Source organism: Flavobacterium soyae (assembly GCF_045348165.1).
Lineage (GTDB): Bacteria > Bacteroidota > Bacteroidia > Flavobacteriales > Flavobacteriaceae > Flavobacterium > Flavobacterium soyae.
This window is the reverse complement of record NZ_CP150845.1, coordinates 5,112,282-5,130,882: the sequence shown is the minus strand read 5'-3', so window position 1 is coordinate 5,130,882 and position 18,601 is coordinate 5,112,282. Positions and strand designations below refer to the sequence as shown.

Here is an 18,601-nt window from a genome sequence, read left to right as displayed (position 1 = left end):
GATTCTGAGGTTCTAAGTTTTCTTTATTATGTTTTAAAAATATAATTTTATAAAGTTTTGTAACATTATTTCAAAAATTGGGTCTTATTAACATCATTAAATCATCAAACCAAAAAAAACTTATGAAAAAAAGACTATCTCAATTTGCATTTATTGCTTTTTTGTTTTTGGCACAAACCAGCTTTGCACAAGAGCTTTATATGCCCCGAAATATTAAAGAAGCTTACGCCAAAGGAACTCGTTCTAAAGATGGTAAACCCGGAAAAAACTATTGGCAGAACCACGGAAAATATACGATGGATATTACTGTTGATGCTAAAACAAAATTGGTCAGCGGAACAGAAACAATTATTTACGAAAACAACAGTAACGATAGTTTAAGAAATCTTGCAATTCGATTTGTAAATAATCTTCATAAACCTTCTTCGCCAAGAGGCGGGAGTGTAAGTGACGATTTTTTAAGTAACGGATTAACAATTACATCTCTAAAAGTTGCGGATGAAGTGTATAAAGAAGATGCCAGAAGCTGGGGAACTGTTGGAAATGTGAAATTGAAAAAAGCAATTGCGCCACATTCTAAAATTACCATTAATATCGACTGGAATTATCCATTATCAAAAGAAAGCGGAAGAGAAGGACAAATTGACGAAACTACATTTTTTGCGGCTTACAGTTATCCCCGCGTTTCTGTTTTTGATGATTATAATGGCTGGGACAGATTAGCACACACAGATCGTCAGGAATTTTACAATGATTTCAACGATTATGTTTATTCTGTAAAAGCACCAAAAAATTATGTGGTGTATGCAACCGGAGATTTTTTAAATCCAGATGAGGTTTTACAGCCTGAGTTTGCAGCACGTTTGAAAAAATCATACATAACAGATGAAATCATGCATATTGCAAACGAACAGGAAATGAAAAGCGGTATCGTGACTAAGCAAAACGAATGGAATGTATGGAAATTTGAAGTTAAAAATATCTCAGATGTGTGTTTTGGATTAAGCGATCATTATTTATGGGATGCGAGCAGCGTTGTGGTCGATAAAAAAACAAATCGCCGTGCCAGTGTTCAGGCTGCTTATGATGTGAAAGGAACTGATTTTGTAAATTCAATTAAAAACAATCAATTTGCCTTAGATTGGTTTTCAAATAACTGGCCGGGAGTTCCGTACCCATTTTCTAAAATGACAGCTTTTCAGGGCTTTGCAGATATGGAATACCCAATGATGTGTAACGATTCACAAATGAATGACCCAAAATTTGCTCAATTAGTTCAGGATCACGAAGTAGCACACACGTATTTCCCTTTTTATATGGGAATTAATGAAACACGTTACGCTTTTATGGACGAAGGATGGGCAACAACTTTTGAATATTTAATTGGAATTGCTGAACATGGAAAAGAAGCAGCAGATAAATTCTATAAAGAATTTAGGGTTGAAGATTATATCAATGATAAATCAACAGAAGAAGATCAGCCCATAATTTCAATGTCTACACAAGTTTCGGGTCCGGGTTATGGAAATAACTCTTACGGAAAAGCTTCTCTTTCTTATATAGCATTAAAAGATTTGCTTGGAGACGATTTATTCAAAAAATCACTGCATCATTATATGGATACCTGGAACGGGAAACACCCAATTCCTTGGGATTATTTTAATTCAATGAATACAGGTTCAGGAAAAAACCTGAATTGGTTTTTCAATAACTGGTTCTTCACTAATAATTATATTGATCTTTCAGTAAAAAGCGTAACAAAGAATACAGTCTCTGTAGAAAACGTTGGAGGTTTTGCAATTCCGTTTGATGTAAATGTGGTTTACACTGATGGTTTAAAAGAAAGCCTGCATCAAACTCCTGCAATTTGGGAATCAAATCAAAAACTGGCTGCAATTACTTTAAATGGTAAAAAACAAGTTAAACAGATAACTGTTGATGGTGGTATTTTTATGGATTTTACACCGGCAAACAATACCTGGATAGCAAAATAATAAGCAATTAGTTGTATAAAAAATCATCTTTCTCAATATTGAGAAAGATGATTTTTTGTTTAAAACATTAAGGAACTGACTATTGTGCTTTTTGTAGTTGTGAATTTCTCCTCTTTATAAATATATATATAAACTTTAAGAAATTATTTCATTAATCTAGCTTATGTTTGCAGTCAATTTAAAACCCCCATTTAAATGAAAAATTATCTTAACCTAATTATTTTATTGCTATCTATTCATTGTATAGCTCAAGATGATGCAAAAGCTAAATTTCAAAAAAATAAATATGAAATGGCTGTGTCCTGCTACAAAAAAGCAGATTTTAAAAATGCACTCGATTTATATTCTGTCGCGTCCAAAATTAGACCTGAAAATGATTTAGGGAAAGAATCTATTAAAAAAGTAGATACCTTAAAAAAAATTTTAAGAAAAGAAATCCTGGATGAAGCACTTGGAATATGGAAACTGATAGGTGATAAACCAGTTTGGTCTGTAAATACGGAAAGTGATTTAAAAAATGCATTAGTTGAAGAATCTATTGAAATAAATAATACTCAGATTTTATTTTATGAGCAGGATAAAAAGACTTTAGCTAAGAAGCTTTTAAAAACTGAAAATTTGGTTTTCTACAATAAAGACGAGTCAGATTCTTTATTTTCAGCCATTATTTTATCTGACGGAACTGTCTGGAATTGGACGATAGATGAAAATGGCCGTACCCTGCATGTAATTAATATTGCGAAAAAAACCGAAAAAGGTGTTGAAAAAATAGAGACTAATAATCTGGAGCGATTCTATAGTAAAGGATAAAGAATTATAATAAGACCCAATTTCGATTTACTTTTTGATTATATTTAATTGAAATTTAATCAGTTAGAAATATCATATATTATAACGTACAAACAATTTTCAGAAAGAGAATAGTCTTTTTTTGTTTTTAAGGTTATTGATAATTTAGGATTGCTCAAAAGAAAATCGAATTTTAGGTCTGAATTAAGATCAATTTGCGTTACCAATACCAATATAAAAGTGATAACTACGAGTCGGTTCCGTTGATTGCTGCTTATGATACATTCCGATTTATTTTTCGATTATTAAAATACTAAGAGGAAACTTTCAAAATAATAACGTACATGTCGGGAGAAAAAGATTTACAGACATTGCTTAAAAGCATGAAACCAGAACATAATTCAGGAGATTATGTTTTTTGTAAAATCGAAAAATTAGATCCAATAAATCTAGACGATATTGTGATGTTCTTTAAAGAAAATGAGGCAGTTACAATAATTCTTAAAAAAGAAACAGCAGACAGCCTAAAGTTGGATTATGCCATTGTAATGTCCTGGATAACACTTTCTGTACATTCTTCGCTGGAAGCTGTTGGATTAACAGCCGCATTTTCAAAGGCACTTTCAGACAGTAATATAAGTTGTAATGTTGTTGCGGCATTTTATCACGACCATATTTTTGTCAATAAAAAAGATGTTAAAAAAGCAATAGCGATTTTAAATTCATTCTCAAATTAAAATTATTATCAGATTAAACTTATTTTTATTTTATTTTGTAAGAAAAATATTCTAATATTGCAAAATAAAAATAAAGTTTAAATAGATGAAAAATTATCTGATCCTTATCATTTTGCTTTTTTCAGTTAAAAGTATAGCACAAAATGCCTCAAAGGAGACATTTCAGAAGAATAAATACGAATTGGCTCTTTCTTATTTAAAGAAATCAGAGTATGTAAAAGCTCTTGATTTGTTTTCGCTTGCGTCGAAAATTAAACCGGAAAACAAAATTGGACAGGAATCATTAAGAGAGATAGATACCTTAAAAGAAATTCTAAGAAAAGATGTTTTAGAAAAAATAAGCGGAACCTGGTTAGTTACGGGCGATAAACCAATTTGGACTGTTAAAACCAGCGAAAATTTTAATAACCAAAAAGTTGATAAATTAGTAGAAGTAGCACAGGATAAAATTTTGTTTTATGAGCAGGATCGTGCTTCAAAAGTAAAAAAACTAATCAAAACAGAAGATTTACTTTACTTTAATACAGACAGAGCTGATTCTTTATATTCTGCTTTTATTTTATCAGACGGCAGGGTTTGGGATTGTATTTTTGATGAAGATATAAGAATAATGCGTGCCATTAATATAGCAAAACATGGAAAAAAAGGTATTCAAAAAATAACCGAAAATAATCCAGAAGTTTATTTTGTAAGAATGAAGTAATGTTGCAAATAAATATAACAAAAAAGGGAATCTGTTTAAGATTCCCTTTTTTTATAAAAATTTAAAGCCAAGTGAAAGACTGGAAGTTCCTGTTTTTAAATCTTGATCAGAAGAAGGATCCAGATCTGTAATACCGGCAATATATCTATAATCTAAAGTCAGCCTCCATAAATCGATACCAACCCCACCTAGTAAACTATGGTTGTTTTTTGCAATTTCAACATAATTTAAAGTATTACTCGTCTTAGTATTTGAATAATTTTTCCAGTTATATCCTGCAAATACACGAATATTACCAAGTTTTCCTAAAGGAATTACTTTAAACCCCGCTATTAATGTTGCATCTGTTCCTGATAATTCATAATCAGTTTTTTCAGTTTCTGTTTGGGCAATACTAAATTCTGATTTTGTATATCCAAACTCACCTTGCGCATAAAACATTAATAGATTTACTCTTGCGAATCCAGCGAAGCCAACTCCGGTACCGCTGCTTTTTGAGCTGAAATCATTTGTGATAGGAGAGGTAAAGTTGTAAGAAACCTGCGGACCAATTTGTATTAATTGTGCAAAGCTGTTTGCACTAATAGATATTAATACTGCTAAGATTAATTTTTTCATATTTATTTTTTCTAATTTTAAATGTAAATATAATCTTATAATTTTAAAAAAGAAAGGTAAATCTTACTATTATTGAATTAAATCAATTAAGAAAATCTGTTGATTAACTTAGTCTGTTTTGCGTATAAATTGCCATTATTCTATTTTTGATTAAAAAAAGAAAATAAATATACATGAATATAAAAAGAATTGAAGCCTCAGAAACCTGGCAGATCAGACATGAAGTAATGTGGCCGGATCAGCCTTTTGAATTTGTACAATTAGAAACAGATAATTCAGGATTTCATTTTGGAGTTTTTGAAGATCATAAATTAGTTTCTACAATTTCCTGTTTTATTGAAGGCAGAGAAATGCAGTTTCGAAAACTAGCAACTTTAACAGAATATCAGGGAAAAGGAATCGCTTCTCATCTTTTAGAATATATTTTACAATTTGCAGAAGAAAGAGATTTGGAAAAAGTATGGTGTAATGCCAGAACGAATAAAAGGTCTTTTTATGAAAAATTTGGAATGAAAGATACTTATAAAACTTTTACCAAAGCCGGGCAGGAATTTACCGTTATGGAAATCAATTTCTCAAAATAGATCCCCATATTCTTCTAAATAATTTAACTTTAAGATGTTTATTGTCTTAAAATACTTTAAAAAATTTCGTTTTTGAATGTAATTTTAATGTAATAAAAAAATGAAAACGTTTTCGTTTTATATAACTGTTAAACCTTGTTAAAAATTCTTTTTTTGTTTTGATAGTTTTACTACTTTCGCACCCAAATGAGAAAGTTAATAGTATTTTTAGTATTCATGAATTTGCTTCTGCTGGGCGGAGGCCAATATCTTAATGCCAGTACTTTTTCTCACCATCATAATCTTTCGCAGAAACATAGAGTTAAATTTACGAGCCAGGATCGTGGAACTTCTATAATTGAAGATGCCGATGTTGATCTTGAAGAAGATCTTCCGGGAAATGATGATTTACTTACGAATAAGTTTTTTGCAGTTTCGTACAGTTTGGTAGACACTTTGTATCTGGCACTTTCAGATCAGTCTGCAGCGAATGATTCCAATCGTTTTAAAATTTCTACGCCTTTCTTAGGGCATTCAAATCCTATCTACATTACGCAGCGCGTATTAAGAATTTGATTTTACAATATACATCGGTTACCTAAGTCGTGATCTGCATATCTCGTTGATGTATATTTTTTTACTTCTGCTTATATGAAAATTAAGTTCTGACTCAGGCTGGCTGATGCATTTTATCATTTAAAGAAATCATTATTCCAAGCATTCAATCGCTTAATTTCCAAACTAAATCATGAAAAGAATTATCTTGTTCACAGGCTTTATGGCCTTAGTGTGCTTAACTAGCTGTACATCTAAAAAAGAAGAGAAAGAAGAAGCAGAAAAATTCACTGTTACAAACCCGGTTAGAATTGACACTTCATTTACTAAACAATATGTTTCGCAGATTAAATCTGTTCGAAATATTGAAATCCGCGCCCAGGAAAAAGGGTTTTTGCAAAATATTTATGTTGACGAAGGACAGTTTGTAAAAAAAGGACAGCTGTTGTTTAAAATTATGCCAAACATGTATCAGGCTGAATTGCTTAAAGCACAGTCTGAACAAAAATCAGTAGAAATTGAATTACAAAATTCAAAATTACTGGCAGATAAAAATATCGTTTCTAAAAACGAATTAAGCGTAGCTCAGGCAAAACTGCAATCTGCAAAAGCAGAAGTTGCACTGGCAAAACTTCATTTATCATTCACAGAAATCAGAGCTCCTTTTGACGGAACAATCGACAGGATTCCTCTAAAATTAGGAAGTCTTATCGATGAAGGCGAATTATTGACAAGTCTTTCAGACAACAGTCAGATGTTTGCTTATTTCAATGTTTCAGAGCCAGAATATTTACAATACCAAACAGATGTAAAAGATCGCGCAGACAATAAGGTAAGCTTAGTTCTAGCCAACGGAGATACTTTTAAAGAAAAAGGAAACGTAGAAGTTATCGAAAGTGAATTTGACAATGAAACAGGAAATATTGCTTTTAGAGCAAGATTCCCAAATTCGGCAAAACTGCTTAGAAATGGAGAAACAGGACAAGTTCAAATGTTGGTTCCTCTTAAAAATGCCATCGTAATTCCACAAAAAGCGACTTACGAAATTCAGGATAAAAAATATGTTTTTATAGTTGATAAAAATGATAAGGTAAGCTCAAAAGAAATCACTATTACAGGCGAAATTCCTGATTTGTATGTGATTAAAAGCGGACTTAATGAAAATGATAAAATCTTACTTGAAGGTGTTCAGAAAGTAAAAGAAAATGACAAAATCAAATACGAATTTGAATCTCCTAAAAAGATAATTAATAACCTGCGCTTAAAAGCAGAGTAAGTTTTTTGTTTTAATTGTTTCAGGTTTCAAGTTTTATGCTGAAACCTGAAACACTTTTTAAACTTCAAATAGGTTTAATCATTAAAAAAATATAAAAATGTTTAATAAATTTATTCAAAGACCCGTATTGTCGATAGTTATATCGTTGATTATTGTCTTTTTAGGGGTATTGTCGGTGTTGAATTTACCCATTACCCAATTCCCTACAATCTCACCGCCAATGGTGAATGTTACTGCCGATTATCCGGGATCTAACGGTGAGTTAATGATCAAGTCGGTAGTTATTCCTTTAGAAAGAGCCTTAAATGGAGTTCCGGGAATGAAATACATGACTTCTGATGCCGGAAATGATGGTGAAGCTAATATAAAAGTAGTGTTTAACTTAGGAACTGATCCTAATCAGGCTGCAATTAATGTTCAAAACCGTGTTGCTTCAGTTACGAACAAATTACCTCCATTAGTAATTAGAGAGGGTATTAAAATTACCCGAGAAGTGCCGAGTATGCTGATGTACGTGAACCTTTACAGTACAGATAAAAATACCGACATGAAGTTCTTGTACAACTATGCTGATATCAACGTGCTTTCAGAATTGAAAAGGGTAAATGGTATTGGATCCGGAGATATCTTGGGAACACGTGAATATGCAATGCGTATCTGGTTGAAACCAGATCGTATGCTGGCTTATAAAATTTCTGCAGATGAGGTAATGGAAGCATTATCCAGTCAGAGTTTGGAGGCTTCTCCGGGTAAAACAGGAGAAAGTTCTGGTAAACGTTCTCAGGCATTTGAATATGTATTGAAATATTCGGGCCGTTTTACAACAAAAGAACAATACGAGAACATTGTGGTAAAAGCAAATCCAAACGGGGAGCTTTTGAGATTGAAAGATGTTGCTAAAGTTGAATTTGGAAGCTCGATGTATGATATCTATTCTAATTTGAATGGAAGACCATCTGCCGCTATTGTATTGAAACAATCTTTTGGAAGTAACGCAAATCAGGTTATTGAAGAAGTAAAGGCTAAATTGGAAAAAATCAAACAGAGATTTCCTAAAGGAATGGATTATGAAATCTCGTATGACGTTTCTAAATTCCTTGATGCTTCTATCGAAAAAGTAATCCATACTCTTGTTGAAGCTTTTATTCTGGTAGGTCTGGTAGTTTTCCTTTTCTTAGGAGACTGGCGCTCTACGGTTATTCCCGCAATTGCCGTACCGGTATCATTGGTAGGAACTTTTGTGTTTATGACATTCTTTGATATATCATTGAACTTGATTACGTTATTTGCTTTGGTTTTGGCAATTGGGGTCGTCGTCGATGATGCAATTGTAGTAATTGAAGCCGTTCACGCCAAGATGGAAGAAGAACATCTCTCGCCATTTAAAGCGACTAAAAAAGCAATGCACGAGATTGCAGGAGCAATTGTTGCGATTACATTCTTAATGGCTGCGGTATTTATTCCTGTTGCATTTATGTCAGGTCCTGTTGGAGTATTTTACAGACAGTTCTCGGTTACTATGGCAACAGCTATTATCCTTTCGGGTATTGTGGCTTTGACTTTAACACCGGCGCTTTGTGCGATGATGTTAAAAAATAATCACGGTAAACCTAAAAAGAAAACACCTGTAAACATATTCATTGATGGTTTTAACAATAAGTTTAACCTCGCACAAGGTAAATACCAAAATGCATTAGGTAAAATAGTAAACAGAAGAGGAGTTACAATTGTTGCACTTCTGGGTTTCTGTGCCGGAACATGGTTAATAAGCAGTTCTGTTCCTTCAGGATTTATTCCTAATGAGGATCAGGGAATGTTTTATGCCGTAATTCAGACACCTCCGGGTTCATCTTTAGAAAGAACTAATAATATTGCAGAAAGAGTTCAAAAAATTGCTGAAGATATTGATGGAGTGAAATCAGTTTCTTCGTTAGCAGGTTATGAGATTCTGTCTGAAGGTACAGGAGCAAACTCAGGAACTTGTTTGGTTAACCTTAAAGACTGGAGTGACAGAAAAGAATCTGTTGTTGAGATTATGCATGAAATGGAGGAAAAATGTAAAGATATTACTGGAGCTAATATCGAGTTTTTCCAACCGCCTGCTGTACCGGGATATGGTGCTGCCGGAGGATTTGAACTTCGTTTGTTAGATAAAACCGGTTCTGTAGATTATAAGAGAATGGAACAGGTAAATAACGACTTTGTTGCTGAATTGAACAAACAGCCGGAATTATCAAACGTATTTAGTTTTTACAGTTCTAGTTTTCCTCAATACATGATGAAAGTCGACAATGATCTGGCACAGCAAAAAGGTGTTTCTATCGAAAATGCCATGAATACTTTGTCAACTCTTGTGGGAAGTAACTATGAAATCAGTTTCATTAAATTCGGAATCAATTATAAAGTAATTGTTCAGGCTTCACCAGAATATCGTGCTCTGCCTGAAGACATTTTAAAATTGTACGTAAAAAACAATCGTGATGAAATGGTACCTTTTTCTGCTTTTATGAAATTAGAAAAAGTGTATGGTCTTTCGGAAATTACACGTCATAATATGTATACTTCTACACAGATTAGTGGTTCTCCGGCTCAGGGTTATAGTTCTGGTACGGCGATTAAAGTAATTCAGAAAGTGGCTGCCGAAAAATTGCCGAGAGGATATGACATTGACTGGGCAGGTATCTCTGCCGATGAGGTTGCTCAGGGTAATCAGGCTATTTGGGTGTTCTTAATTTGTTTAGGATTCGTTTATTTAGTTTTAGCAGCCCAGTATGAAAGTTTTATTCTGCCATTATCCGTAATTCTTTCTTTACCAGCGGGTATTTTTGGAGCTTTCCTTTTATTGAAATTAACAGGATTAGAGAATAATATTTATGCTCAGGTTGCCATGGTAATGCTTATTGGTTTATTGGGTAAAAATGCTGTATTGATTGTTGAGTTTGCGATACAAAGACATGCGGCAGGATTATCAGTATTACAATCAGCAATGGAAGGTGCAAAAGCAAGATTCCGTCCTATTTTGATGACCTCATTTGCTTTTATTGCGGGACTATTACCGCTTGCATTTGCAACTGGCCCGGGTAAAATTGGTAACAGAACCATTGGAACTGCTGCTGCAGGAGGTATGCTTATAGGAACTATTTGCGGAGTATTTGTGATTCCGGGCTTGTATTACATATTTGCCAAAATTGCCGAGAAACACAAACTGGTAAAACATGAAGAAGAGAATCCATTAACAGAAGAAATTGATAACAATCATGTATAAAGTTAAATTATATCAATACAGTATTGCATTTTGCTTATGTCTTGCCGTGGCAGGATGTAAGGCCCCTGCAGCTGAAACAGCAAGCACAAGTGTTCCGGTTCCTGAAGCATTTGGAAACATAAAATCTCAGGACACAACTAATATCTCTTCTCTAAAATGGAAAGATTTCTTTAAAGATCAAAACCTTGTAGAGTTGATTGATATTGCTTTGAAGAACAATCAGGAACTAAATATGACTTTGCAGGAAATTGAAATTGCAAAGAACGATATCAGAGTTCGTAAAGGCGCCTTATTGCCAACAGTTGGAGTTCGTGCGGGCGCAGGAATCGAAAAAGTAGGCCGATATACAAGTCAGGGTGCCGGTGATGCAACAACAGAAATTAAACCGGGAATAGAAATGCCAGACCCGTTACCGGATTATACCATTGCAGCTTATGCAAACTGGGAAGTTGATATCTGGAAAAAACTGCGTAATTCTAAAAAAGCAGCCGTAAACCGCTATTTAGCAACTATTGAAGGTAAAAACTTTGTAATTACAAACCTTATTGGGGAGATTGCTGATAATTATTATGAACTATTAGCTTTAGACAGCCAGTTAGAGATTGTAAAACAAACTATTGCATTGCAAAGTAACGCTTTAGAAATTGTTAAGATTCAAAAACAAGCAGCAAGAGCGACTGAACTTGGAGTTCAGAAATTTCAGGCTGAGGTTTTAACTTCAAAAAGTCTGGAATTTGATATTCTGCAGAAAATTAAAGAATCTGAAAACAAAATCAACTTTTTGTTAGGACGTTATCCGCAGGATATTAAAAGAGATAAAACCAATTTTACAGATTTGCTTCCGGCAGCTGTAAACTCAGGAATTCCTTCTCAATTATTAACAAATCGTCCAGATGTTAAGCAGGCAGAATTAGAATTGGTTGCGGCAAAATTAGATGTAAAAGCTGCTCGTGCAGAATTTTATCCTTCATTGGATATTTCGGCAGCTTTTGGAGTTCAGGCTTTTAAACCATCTTATTTATTTACATTTCCTGAATCAATTTTATATTCATTAGCGGGAGATTTAGCAGCACCTTTGATTAACAGAAATGCCATTAAAGCAGAATTTTCCAGTGCCAATGCAAGACAGCTTCAGGCGTTGTACAATTACGATCGTACAATTTTAAATGCTTATTTAGAAGTTTCAACACAGCTTTCTAAAATCGAAAATCTTCAAAAAGGTTACGACTTAAAAGCACAGCAGGTTGATGCCTTAAATAAATCAATTGATGTTTCAAACGATTTGTTTAAATCTGCCAGAGTAGATTATTTTGAAGTTTTGATGACGCAGAGAGATGCATTAGAAGCGAAATTGGAATTAATAGATACTAAAAAAGAACAATTGAATGCTGCAGTTCATGTTTACAGAGACTTGGGCGGCGGATGGAAATAATATTGCCTGTTAATTTGTAATGAAAAAGCCTTTTTAAGAGTAATCTTAAAAGGCTTTTTTTATTTGTCCGATGAAAAGAGTAATCAAAAATTGGAAGATAAATTAAAACGAAATAAAATCATTACTCATTTTTTGCATCATTTATTAATTCTATAATCTTTAAAGCTACACCGCTTGACGATTGAAAATTTTGCCCAGTGACGATTCTTCCGTCAGTTTCTACATGTGAGACATTACGAGCAGAAAACTTAAAAATTCCTCCTCTTTCTTCGATTGTCTTTTGAATTAAGAATGGAAAGTACTTAAAATATTCCCCATCTTGTTTTTCGAATGAATCCGGGTAGCCGCTAATTTTTTTTCCTGCTACTAAATAATTACCATCATTAGTTTTTAAATTTACAATTCCTGCAGTTCCATGACAAACAGAGGAGATAATACCCTTATTTTCTTCATATACTTTTAAGGTAATGGTTTGAATTTCTTTATTTTCCGGCACATCATACATCGCAGATCCGCCGCCAATGTAATGAACAGCTTTGTAATTTTTTGAATCAATTTCGTTGGGCTTTTTAGTGTTTTTTAGGGCATACATAAAATCAGGGTCAAATAAATATTGCTTTTGTAAAGTGTCAGATGTATTGATATAAGCCAATGGAATACTTCCTCCTTCGGGACTTACAAAATCGACGGTGTATCCCTCTGTTTTAAAAGTATTGTAAGCGTTTACTATTTCAGAAAAACTATTGCCTGCGGCTATCGTTGATTTACCATAATGATCGGTATTAGAAACAATAAATAGAATATTCTGTCCTGATTTATTGGTACTTAAACTGCTTGCCGATTTACTGATTATTTTCCATTCGCCCTGAAGCTTTTTGAGTAAAAACAGATCAATAAATTCCATTTTTTTACCAGGTATTAGTATTTCTGCCTTGGCCGAAGCTATATTGTTGTACACATCAATCGAAATAACCCTGCCTATACGGCCATTAAACTGCCCCTGATTGTCTTTTTTAAACCATTTAGCATATTCGCTGGCAGGTACAATCCATAGTTCTTTGTCTTTATTACTTAAAAACAGACTGGCTTCGGGATAAAATGCCTTTTCGATGCTGTCAGGTTTGTTATAAGAAGTCCCCTCAATGTAACTTTCAATACATTTTTTAACTAATGCCTCTTCTGTTTGTGCCAATAAACAAGCCGGCGAAAATAATAGTGCGATAAAACAGATAACTTTTTTCATAAACTTTTTTTGAAAATTAATTTTTCACAAAGCTATGATTAGTAAAATGTTAACCTGTACAGATGTATGAATTCAGTACTCCTGATTTATAAATTAGGACTAAAAAATCAGGTTTTGCATAATTGCAGAAGCTTCTCATTTAGCTTTGCGATTACTGCTAAATGAATCCCTGAACATTTTCCAGCCTTTAGAAGTTTTTTTCCAAAGAACAAGAAATTTCCCGTCGTCCATAAGTTCTCCTTTTGAATTAAATGACTGCCATAAACCTTCTTCGGTAACATATTCTACACCATCACCATATATTGCTGTAGTAATAAATTTTCCGCCTCTTAAACCATACTCGTCATAGGCTTTTCTAAAAAATTTAGCTGCTCCTTCTTTGCCATAAATTTGCGGTGCATTTGGGAGTAATATAGAGGCATCTTCGGCATATCTGTCTATGAATATCGAAGCATCATTTTTTTTAAAAGAATCAAAATAAATGGCGTTACTTTCCTGAATTGCTTTTCTTGCTTCGTCTAAATTTGCTGTTTCTTTTTTTGATGTAGAATTACAGCTGCTTAATAATAAGGTGAATACAATTAGTTTTGAGATTGTAAAAAGAGCATAATTTTTCATAACAGTAGTTTTTAGTTTTAATTAAAAATATAGATTGATATTATTTTAATCAAAGGTAGTAAGGCTAAAAACTTTTAAATTGTACAAATCGGAACAGTTTCTTTTAAATCAATAAATGGTTTATAGTAAACTGATTTTCCAAATATGCTGTTGGTGTAGTTCCTGTAAAAGATTTAAAATCCCTTATAAAATGTGATTGATCAAAGTAACCACAATCGTAAGCAATAGACGTTAAGGGAGAATTATTGTCTGTAATAAGCTTTAAACTATGCTGAAAGCGTCTGATTTTGTTGAATGATTTTGGGGCAAGACCAGTATGCTGAAAAACTAATTTATGAAGATAGCGAGGTGTCATTCCATATTTAGCAGCAACAATATTTATATTATTTTCCGATGGATCTCTGATTAAGCTGGATAATATATGGGCAACTTTTTGAATTTTTTGCGACTTTTTATCGTTTGTTATTAATTTCTTTATTAAGAATGTTTCGATAAGTTCAATTCTTTTTTTAATGTCTGAAGTTTCTAAAAGCTGTAAATGCAGGGTTGTTATTGGTTTACCAATTACATCTTCTAAATTTAAAATCTGATCATTAAATACCCCGACTTCATCATTAAAAAAATAAGCTGCGGAATGTGTATAAAACCGAATGCCAAGCATTGTGTGTTTACCTTTTGATTTAATAGCAAGCGGTTTTGTTATTTGCCCCCACAATTCAATTTTAGGCGTTTTGTGAAATTTTTCATCTTTCAGGGATTCCCAAATACCATCGCCAAGATTAAAAATCATTTCCATTTCACCGCTCGGAAATACTGTATCCTGAAATTCTATATCTGAATCTGATTCAAAAATATAATAATGTTTTATATATGGTTTCAGAATTTCTGAAGGCAGAAAATATTGGAATTCCATTGTACTAGATTAATGTTAACTCATTGTCTAAAGTAAAGTTATAAAATTAAAGGATAGTTAAATTGGTATTTTTATAAATTTTTAGGATTTCAACTTTTGGCGAAATAATGATTTACTATTTATATTAATATTTTTTATTAGGCAGACAAAAATAAAATTCTGAAAGGTTTTTTAATGCAATACAAAATTTTAAATTATAGGAATATTTTTACTTTTTAATTCAAAAAACGTTGCATTTCTATTTTTTGTTTGTACTTTTGGAATAAATAATAAAGAAAATGGCAAAGCCAATTAAAAATACTCCTGTTTTGAAAGGTAAAGAGGCAGTTGACTTTTATAAAACTATTGATTTAAATAGAGATAAAAAAGTCAGTATAGATTCTTTAACGGCAATCCGTACTGATGCTAATAAATTAAAAGAACTTTTAAAGGTTAACTAATGCCTTTTACAGGATTTTCATTTTTCGAATTACATGCTGCTACAATTATTAAACCTTTTGAATGCGGCGATACAGATTTGAATGGTTTTCTAAATGACAAAGCAATTCCCTATAAAAAAGATTTATTAGCTACTACTTATATTCTTGAAAACGAAAGCAAAACTATCGCATATTTAAGTATATATAATGATGCTTTAGCAGTTCAGGAAAATCAGTTTGCATCTAAAACAGCGTTTAAAAGATGGATAAAAGAAATCCTTAGTCACCGTAAACGACATTTGAGACAATTTCCAGCTATAAAAATAGGCAGATTAGCAGTTTGCGAGACTACAAAAAAAGAGAGAAAGGGAATTGGCCAGGCCTTAGTGAATTTTGTTATTGACCTGGCATTAGAACAAAATAGTAAATGTGCATGCCAATTACTTACTGTAGATGCATATGACAAATCACTTGGTTTTTATGAAAAATTAGGATTTAAATTTCTTTCGGAAAATGATAATGGAGAAGATACAAGACAAATGTTTTATGATCTTAGGCCTTTAATGAATACATTAAATGAAATTTGAAGTTAATTTCTTCATTTAAAAACAGTTTAATAGAAAAGCCTTTGGAAAAATTCTGAAAGGCTTTTTATATTTAAACAGAGTAGTAGTTAGTGCCTAAGATAAAATAACAGCCAGATCAATAAAAATATTTATATTTATAAAATTATAAAGATTATTTCCATGAAAAAGTTTCTATTGTTATTAATCATTTTTTGCATTTTTGGGTGTAAAAAATTTGTTGTTTCATTTGAGCAGCCAACAAATATGAAGTTAGATAATTTAAAGCTGGAAGTACTTCTGGATAAAAAGAAAGTTCAGGAAATTAACTTAAAAGCAACAAATGCAATGCCGGCTTATGAAACGGTTGCCTTGTCAATATCTGACGAAGGAAAACACCAGCTTCAGGTAAAAGTAAGAGACACGATATTTAATTATGATATAAAATATCCGGAAGAAAAATATATTATGGTAACTGCCCATTTAAAAGAGAATGGGAAAATCCATATCGGAATCTTAAAACAAGCATATAAATATAGATTTCATTAATCGATTAGAATGATATTTAATTAAAAAAGCCTTTCGGGAGTGAAATTCTGAAAGGCTTTTAGTTTATATGATTTAACCGCAAAGTTCACAAAGCTAATAGTAACATAAAGCTTTGCGAACTTTGCGGTTTCTAAAAATATTTAAGAAGGTTTAAGATAAAAAATCTTTAAACCATAATCCTGAATTTTTGATCGTTCTTTTCTGAGTTTCGAAATCAACGTGGATTAATCCAAAACGGGCGTTGTAACCTTCAGCCCATTCGAAGTTATCAGTTAAACTCCACACAAAATAACCTTCAACATTTAAACCTTCTTCTTTTGCTTTTAAGATTTGTTCTAAATGATCCTGAATATAATGCGTTCGTTTTATATCGAATACTTTTCCGTTTGTAACAGTATCGGGAAAAGCGGCACCATTTTCAGTAATGATAATTTTTTTGATGCCTTTATATTCGTTGAATTTTTTTAGAACGTGATAAAGAGCAGGCGGATAAACTTCCCAGCCCATTTCGGTGGAAATTACATTACGTTTTTCAGCACTTACTAATTCGGCACCAATATACGGAATGAGCATTGCTGATTTTACAACTTCTCGTGTATAACACTGCAATCCGATAAAATCAAAATCGAAATCGAGATTGTTTAAATCATCTTCAAGAATATAATTATTAAGCTTTTTAAGCACCGGAAGATCTTTTTGCGGATATCCAAGTCCTAAAATTGGCTCGATAAAAGTTCGGTTTAGTAAAGTATCGACACGCTTTGCGGCTTCAACATCTTTTTGACTATCTGTTGCTGGTTCGATGTGGGTACACGAAAACGTAGTTCCGATATTAGCATTCGGAATTTTGTTTCGTAATATCCTGGCACCCGCAGCCGTTGCCAGCGTTACGTGATGCATAGCTTTTAGATAATTGGTAATTCCCTTTTTTCCCGGCGCATGGATTCCTAAAAAATATCCTGCTCCCGTAAATACAGAAGGTTCATTAATTACCATCCAGTTTTTTACACGATCGCCAAAATACTGCGCGCATACTTCAACATATTCTGAAAACCAGGAAACCGATTCGCGGTTTGTCCAGCCCCCTTTTACTTCGAGAGCGTGCGGTAAATCCCAGTGATAAATCGTAATCCAGGGTTCGATTCCAGAAGCAAGCAATGAATCGATAATTTTATTATAATAATCAATTCCGGCTTGATTTACAGGATGAGTTCCCGTTGGCATAATTCGCGGCCAGCTGATAGAAAATCTAAAATTCGGAATATTTAATTCCCGAATTAAGTCAATATCACCCTGATAAGAATTATAGAAATCGCAGGCGGTTAGAGCATGATGGCCATTTTTTATTTTCCCTTTTTGAGAAGTAAAAACATCCCAGATAGAAGAACCTTTTCCGTCAGAATCATGTGCTCCCTCAATTTGGAAAGCGGCGGTAGAAACACCCCACAAGAAATCTTCACCAAATTGGTTTTTGTTCAAAAATGAGTTTTCAACTTTATTCATTCAAATAGTACTTTCCTTTATTTTTAAATAGTTTATTAATGAAGGAAAGAAGATTGCATAGCTCTTAAAAAAAGCCATTCTTTGAATGATACCAGAAAATTTAGATTAAAGAATTTCATAACGATTAGTTTTATTCAAATTAATAAAACTAATATGAATTTATTGTAAAGTGATTATTATCAAATAATTAAATAAAAAATAAGAGATTGTTTAATCTTCCCACCCGCAAAGGGTCAAACCATAACGCTGTGCTTGTTTAAGCGATGTTTTTACCACTTCATGACTGCATGAACTTAAACCGCGGCAATTTTCATTATAATGATATTTTTTTGCACCCGTAGAACCACAAATATAAACGCTGGTTTCCGGCGGTCGAAACGAAATTAAAAAAACAAAAAATAAGGGTAAAGCATATTTCATCAGCCTGCATTATTTAACAATTAAATTGTATTCGTTTCCTTTTTTATCAACAGCTTTTAATTTTCCGTATGCAATCCATTCGGTATTAATTTCAATTTCGGCAACTGTATCGCTGGTTAAAATTCCGGCACCGTATTTTCCCTGTACGTTAATATTCCCGCAAACCGAATCGCCTTTGATATTTATCCCTTTTACATCATAATTGTATTCATAGTTTCCGGGATTTCCGGTTCGGTATTCGTATTGATACGTTTTATTGACATGAAATGTTTTTGCTTCTTCGGGCGTAATGGTTTTTCGGTCATCAGCAGTAATTACCGCTTTATAAAATGTATTTATTTGCGGCGGCGGGGGAGCAGATTCTTTTTTGCAGGAATAAAACGTAAATAATAAAAGTAAGATGAGGTAGTTTTTTAGCATAGGCTTTTGTGGTATTGGTTA

The 18,601-nt window shown here is 32.8% G+C and carries 19 protein-coding genes; 12 read left to right on the top strand and 7 right to left on the bottom strand.

The features are described from left to right. The first annotated feature begins 122 nt into the window (after positions 1 to 122). From AABD74_RS21185 to AABD74_RS21170, 4 genes are all read left to right on the top strand, one after another. Positions 123 to 1,994: a M1 family metallopeptidase gene (locus tag AABD74_RS21185; protein ID WP_232679141.1), complete on the top strand. Its 1,872-nt coding sequence runs from the start codon at positions 123 to 125 to the stop codon at positions 1,992 to 1,994. 195 nt (positions 1,995 to 2,189) lie between these two features. After that, positions 2,190 to 2,804 carry a hypothetical protein gene (locus AABD74_RS21180; protein ID WP_232679143.1) on the top strand — a complete coding sequence of 205 codons (615 nt, stop codon included), beginning with the start codon at positions 2,190 to 2,192 and terminating at the stop codon, positions 2,802 to 2,804. 323 nt (positions 2,805 to 3,127) lie between these two features. Then, a complete protein-coding gene (locus tag AABD74_RS21175) occupies positions 3,128 to 3,520 on the top strand; it encodes an ACT domain-containing protein (protein WP_406844220.1) in 393 nt (130 codons plus the stop codon). Positions 3,521 to 3,605: 85 nt separating this feature from the next. Further along, positions 3,606 to 4,223, top strand: coding sequence for a hypothetical protein (locus tag AABD74_RS21170; RefSeq protein ID WP_406844219.1), 618 nt, complete (start codon positions 3,606 to 3,608; stop codon positions 4,221 to 4,223). Between the two features lie 51 nt (positions 4,224 to 4,274). Here AABD74_RS21170 and AABD74_RS21165 read toward each other — a convergent pair whose 3' ends face one another. Next, complete coding sequence (locus AABD74_RS21165; RefSeq protein WP_406844218.1) at positions 4,275 to 4,841, bottom strand: outer membrane beta-barrel protein; 567 nt, start codon at positions 4,839 to 4,841, stop codon at positions 4,275 to 4,277. A 173-nt stretch (positions 4,842 to 5,014) separates the two neighbouring features. Here AABD74_RS21165 and AABD74_RS21160 point away from each other — a divergent pair, with 173 nt between their 5' ends. From AABD74_RS21160 to AABD74_RS21140, 5 genes are all read left to right on the top strand, one after another. Then, complete coding sequence (locus AABD74_RS21160; protein ID WP_406844217.1) at positions 5,015 to 5,425, top strand: GNAT family N-acetyltransferase; 411 nt, start codon at positions 5,015 to 5,017, stop codon at positions 5,423 to 5,425. A 186-nt stretch (positions 5,426 to 5,611) separates the two neighbouring features. Beyond that, a complete protein-coding gene (locus tag AABD74_RS21155; RefSeq protein ID WP_232679153.1) occupies positions 5,612 to 5,980 on the top strand; it encodes a hypothetical protein in 369 nt (122 codons plus the stop codon). A gap of 172 nt (positions 5,981 to 6,152) precedes the next feature. After that, positions 6,153 to 7,235, top strand: a complete 1,083-nt coding sequence (locus tag AABD74_RS21150; protein WP_232679155.1) for an efflux RND transporter periplasmic adaptor subunit — start codon at positions 6,153 to 6,155, stop codon at positions 7,233 to 7,235. Positions 7,236 to 7,332: 97 nt separating this feature from the next. Next, positions 7,333 to 10,500: an efflux RND transporter permease subunit gene (locus AABD74_RS21145; RefSeq protein ID WP_232679157.1), complete on the top strand. Its 3,168-nt coding sequence runs from the start codon at positions 7,333 to 7,335 to the stop codon at positions 10,498 to 10,500. Further along, the gene (locus AABD74_RS21140; protein WP_232679159.1) at positions 10,493 to 11,932 is read left to right on the top strand and encodes a TolC family protein; all 1,440 of its coding nucleotides are present in this window, start codon (positions 10,493 to 10,495) and stop codon (positions 11,930 to 11,932) included. Before AABD74_RS21145 ends, AABD74_RS21140 begins: the two co-directional genes overlap by 8 nt. A 121-nt stretch (positions 11,933 to 12,053) precedes the next feature. Here the strand turns inward: AABD74_RS21140 and AABD74_RS21135 are convergent, their stop codons facing one another. From AABD74_RS21135 to AABD74_RS21125, 3 genes are all read right to left on the bottom strand, one after another. After that, entirely contained in the window at positions 12,054 to 13,175 is a 1,122-nt protein-coding gene (locus tag AABD74_RS21135) for a nuclear transport factor 2 family protein (RefSeq protein WP_406844216.1), read from the bottom strand. Positions 13,176 to 13,310: 135 nt separating this feature from the next. Next, a complete protein-coding gene (locus AABD74_RS21130) occupies positions 13,311 to 13,793 on the bottom strand; it encodes a YybH family protein (protein ID WP_406844215.1) in 483 nt (160 codons plus the stop codon). Between the two features lie 103 nt (positions 13,794 to 13,896). Then, positions 13,897 to 14,706: a helix-turn-helix transcriptional regulator gene (locus AABD74_RS21125; protein ID WP_232679165.1), complete on the bottom strand. Its 810-nt coding sequence runs from the start codon at positions 14,704 to 14,706 to the stop codon at positions 13,897 to 13,899. A gap of 278 nt (positions 14,707 to 14,984) precedes the next feature. Between AABD74_RS21125 and AABD74_RS21120 the strand changes: the two genes are divergently transcribed. From AABD74_RS21120 to AABD74_RS21110, 3 genes are all read left to right on the top strand, one after another. Next, positions 14,985 to 15,146: a hypothetical protein gene (locus AABD74_RS21120; RefSeq protein WP_232679167.1), complete on the top strand. Its 162-nt coding sequence runs from the start codon at positions 14,985 to 14,987 to the stop codon at positions 15,144 to 15,146. Further along, on the top strand, positions 15,146 to 15,712 hold the full coding sequence (locus AABD74_RS21115; protein WP_406844214.1) for a GNAT family N-acetyltransferase: 567 nt from the start codon (positions 15,146 to 15,148) through the stop codon (positions 15,710 to 15,712). Before AABD74_RS21120 ends, AABD74_RS21115 begins: the two co-directional genes overlap by 1 nt. 159 nt (positions 15,713 to 15,871) lie before the next feature. Continuing rightward, on the top strand, positions 15,872 to 16,237 hold the full coding sequence (locus AABD74_RS21110) for a hypothetical protein (protein ID WP_406844213.1): 366 nt from the start codon (positions 15,872 to 15,874) through the stop codon (positions 16,235 to 16,237). 150 nt (positions 16,238 to 16,387) lie between these two features. Here AABD74_RS21110 and AABD74_RS21105 read toward each other — a convergent pair whose 3' ends face one another. The 3 genes from AABD74_RS21105 to AABD74_RS21095 form a co-directional block, all read right to left on the bottom strand. Next, complete coding sequence (locus AABD74_RS21105; RefSeq protein ID WP_406844212.1) at positions 16,388 to 17,740, bottom strand: GH1 family beta-glucosidase; 1,353 nt, start codon at positions 17,738 to 17,740, stop codon at positions 16,388 to 16,390. Positions 17,741 to 17,950: 210 nt separating this feature from the next. Next, on the bottom strand, positions 17,951 to 18,160 hold the full coding sequence (locus tag AABD74_RS21100; RefSeq protein WP_406844211.1) for a hypothetical protein: 210 nt from the start codon (positions 18,158 to 18,160) through the stop codon (positions 17,951 to 17,953). A gap of 9 nt (positions 18,161 to 18,169) precedes the next feature. Continuing rightward, entirely contained in the window at positions 18,170 to 18,580 is a 411-nt protein-coding gene (locus AABD74_RS21095) for a hypothetical protein (protein ID WP_232679177.1), read from the bottom strand. Positions 18,581 to 18,601 lie beyond the last annotated feature (21 nt).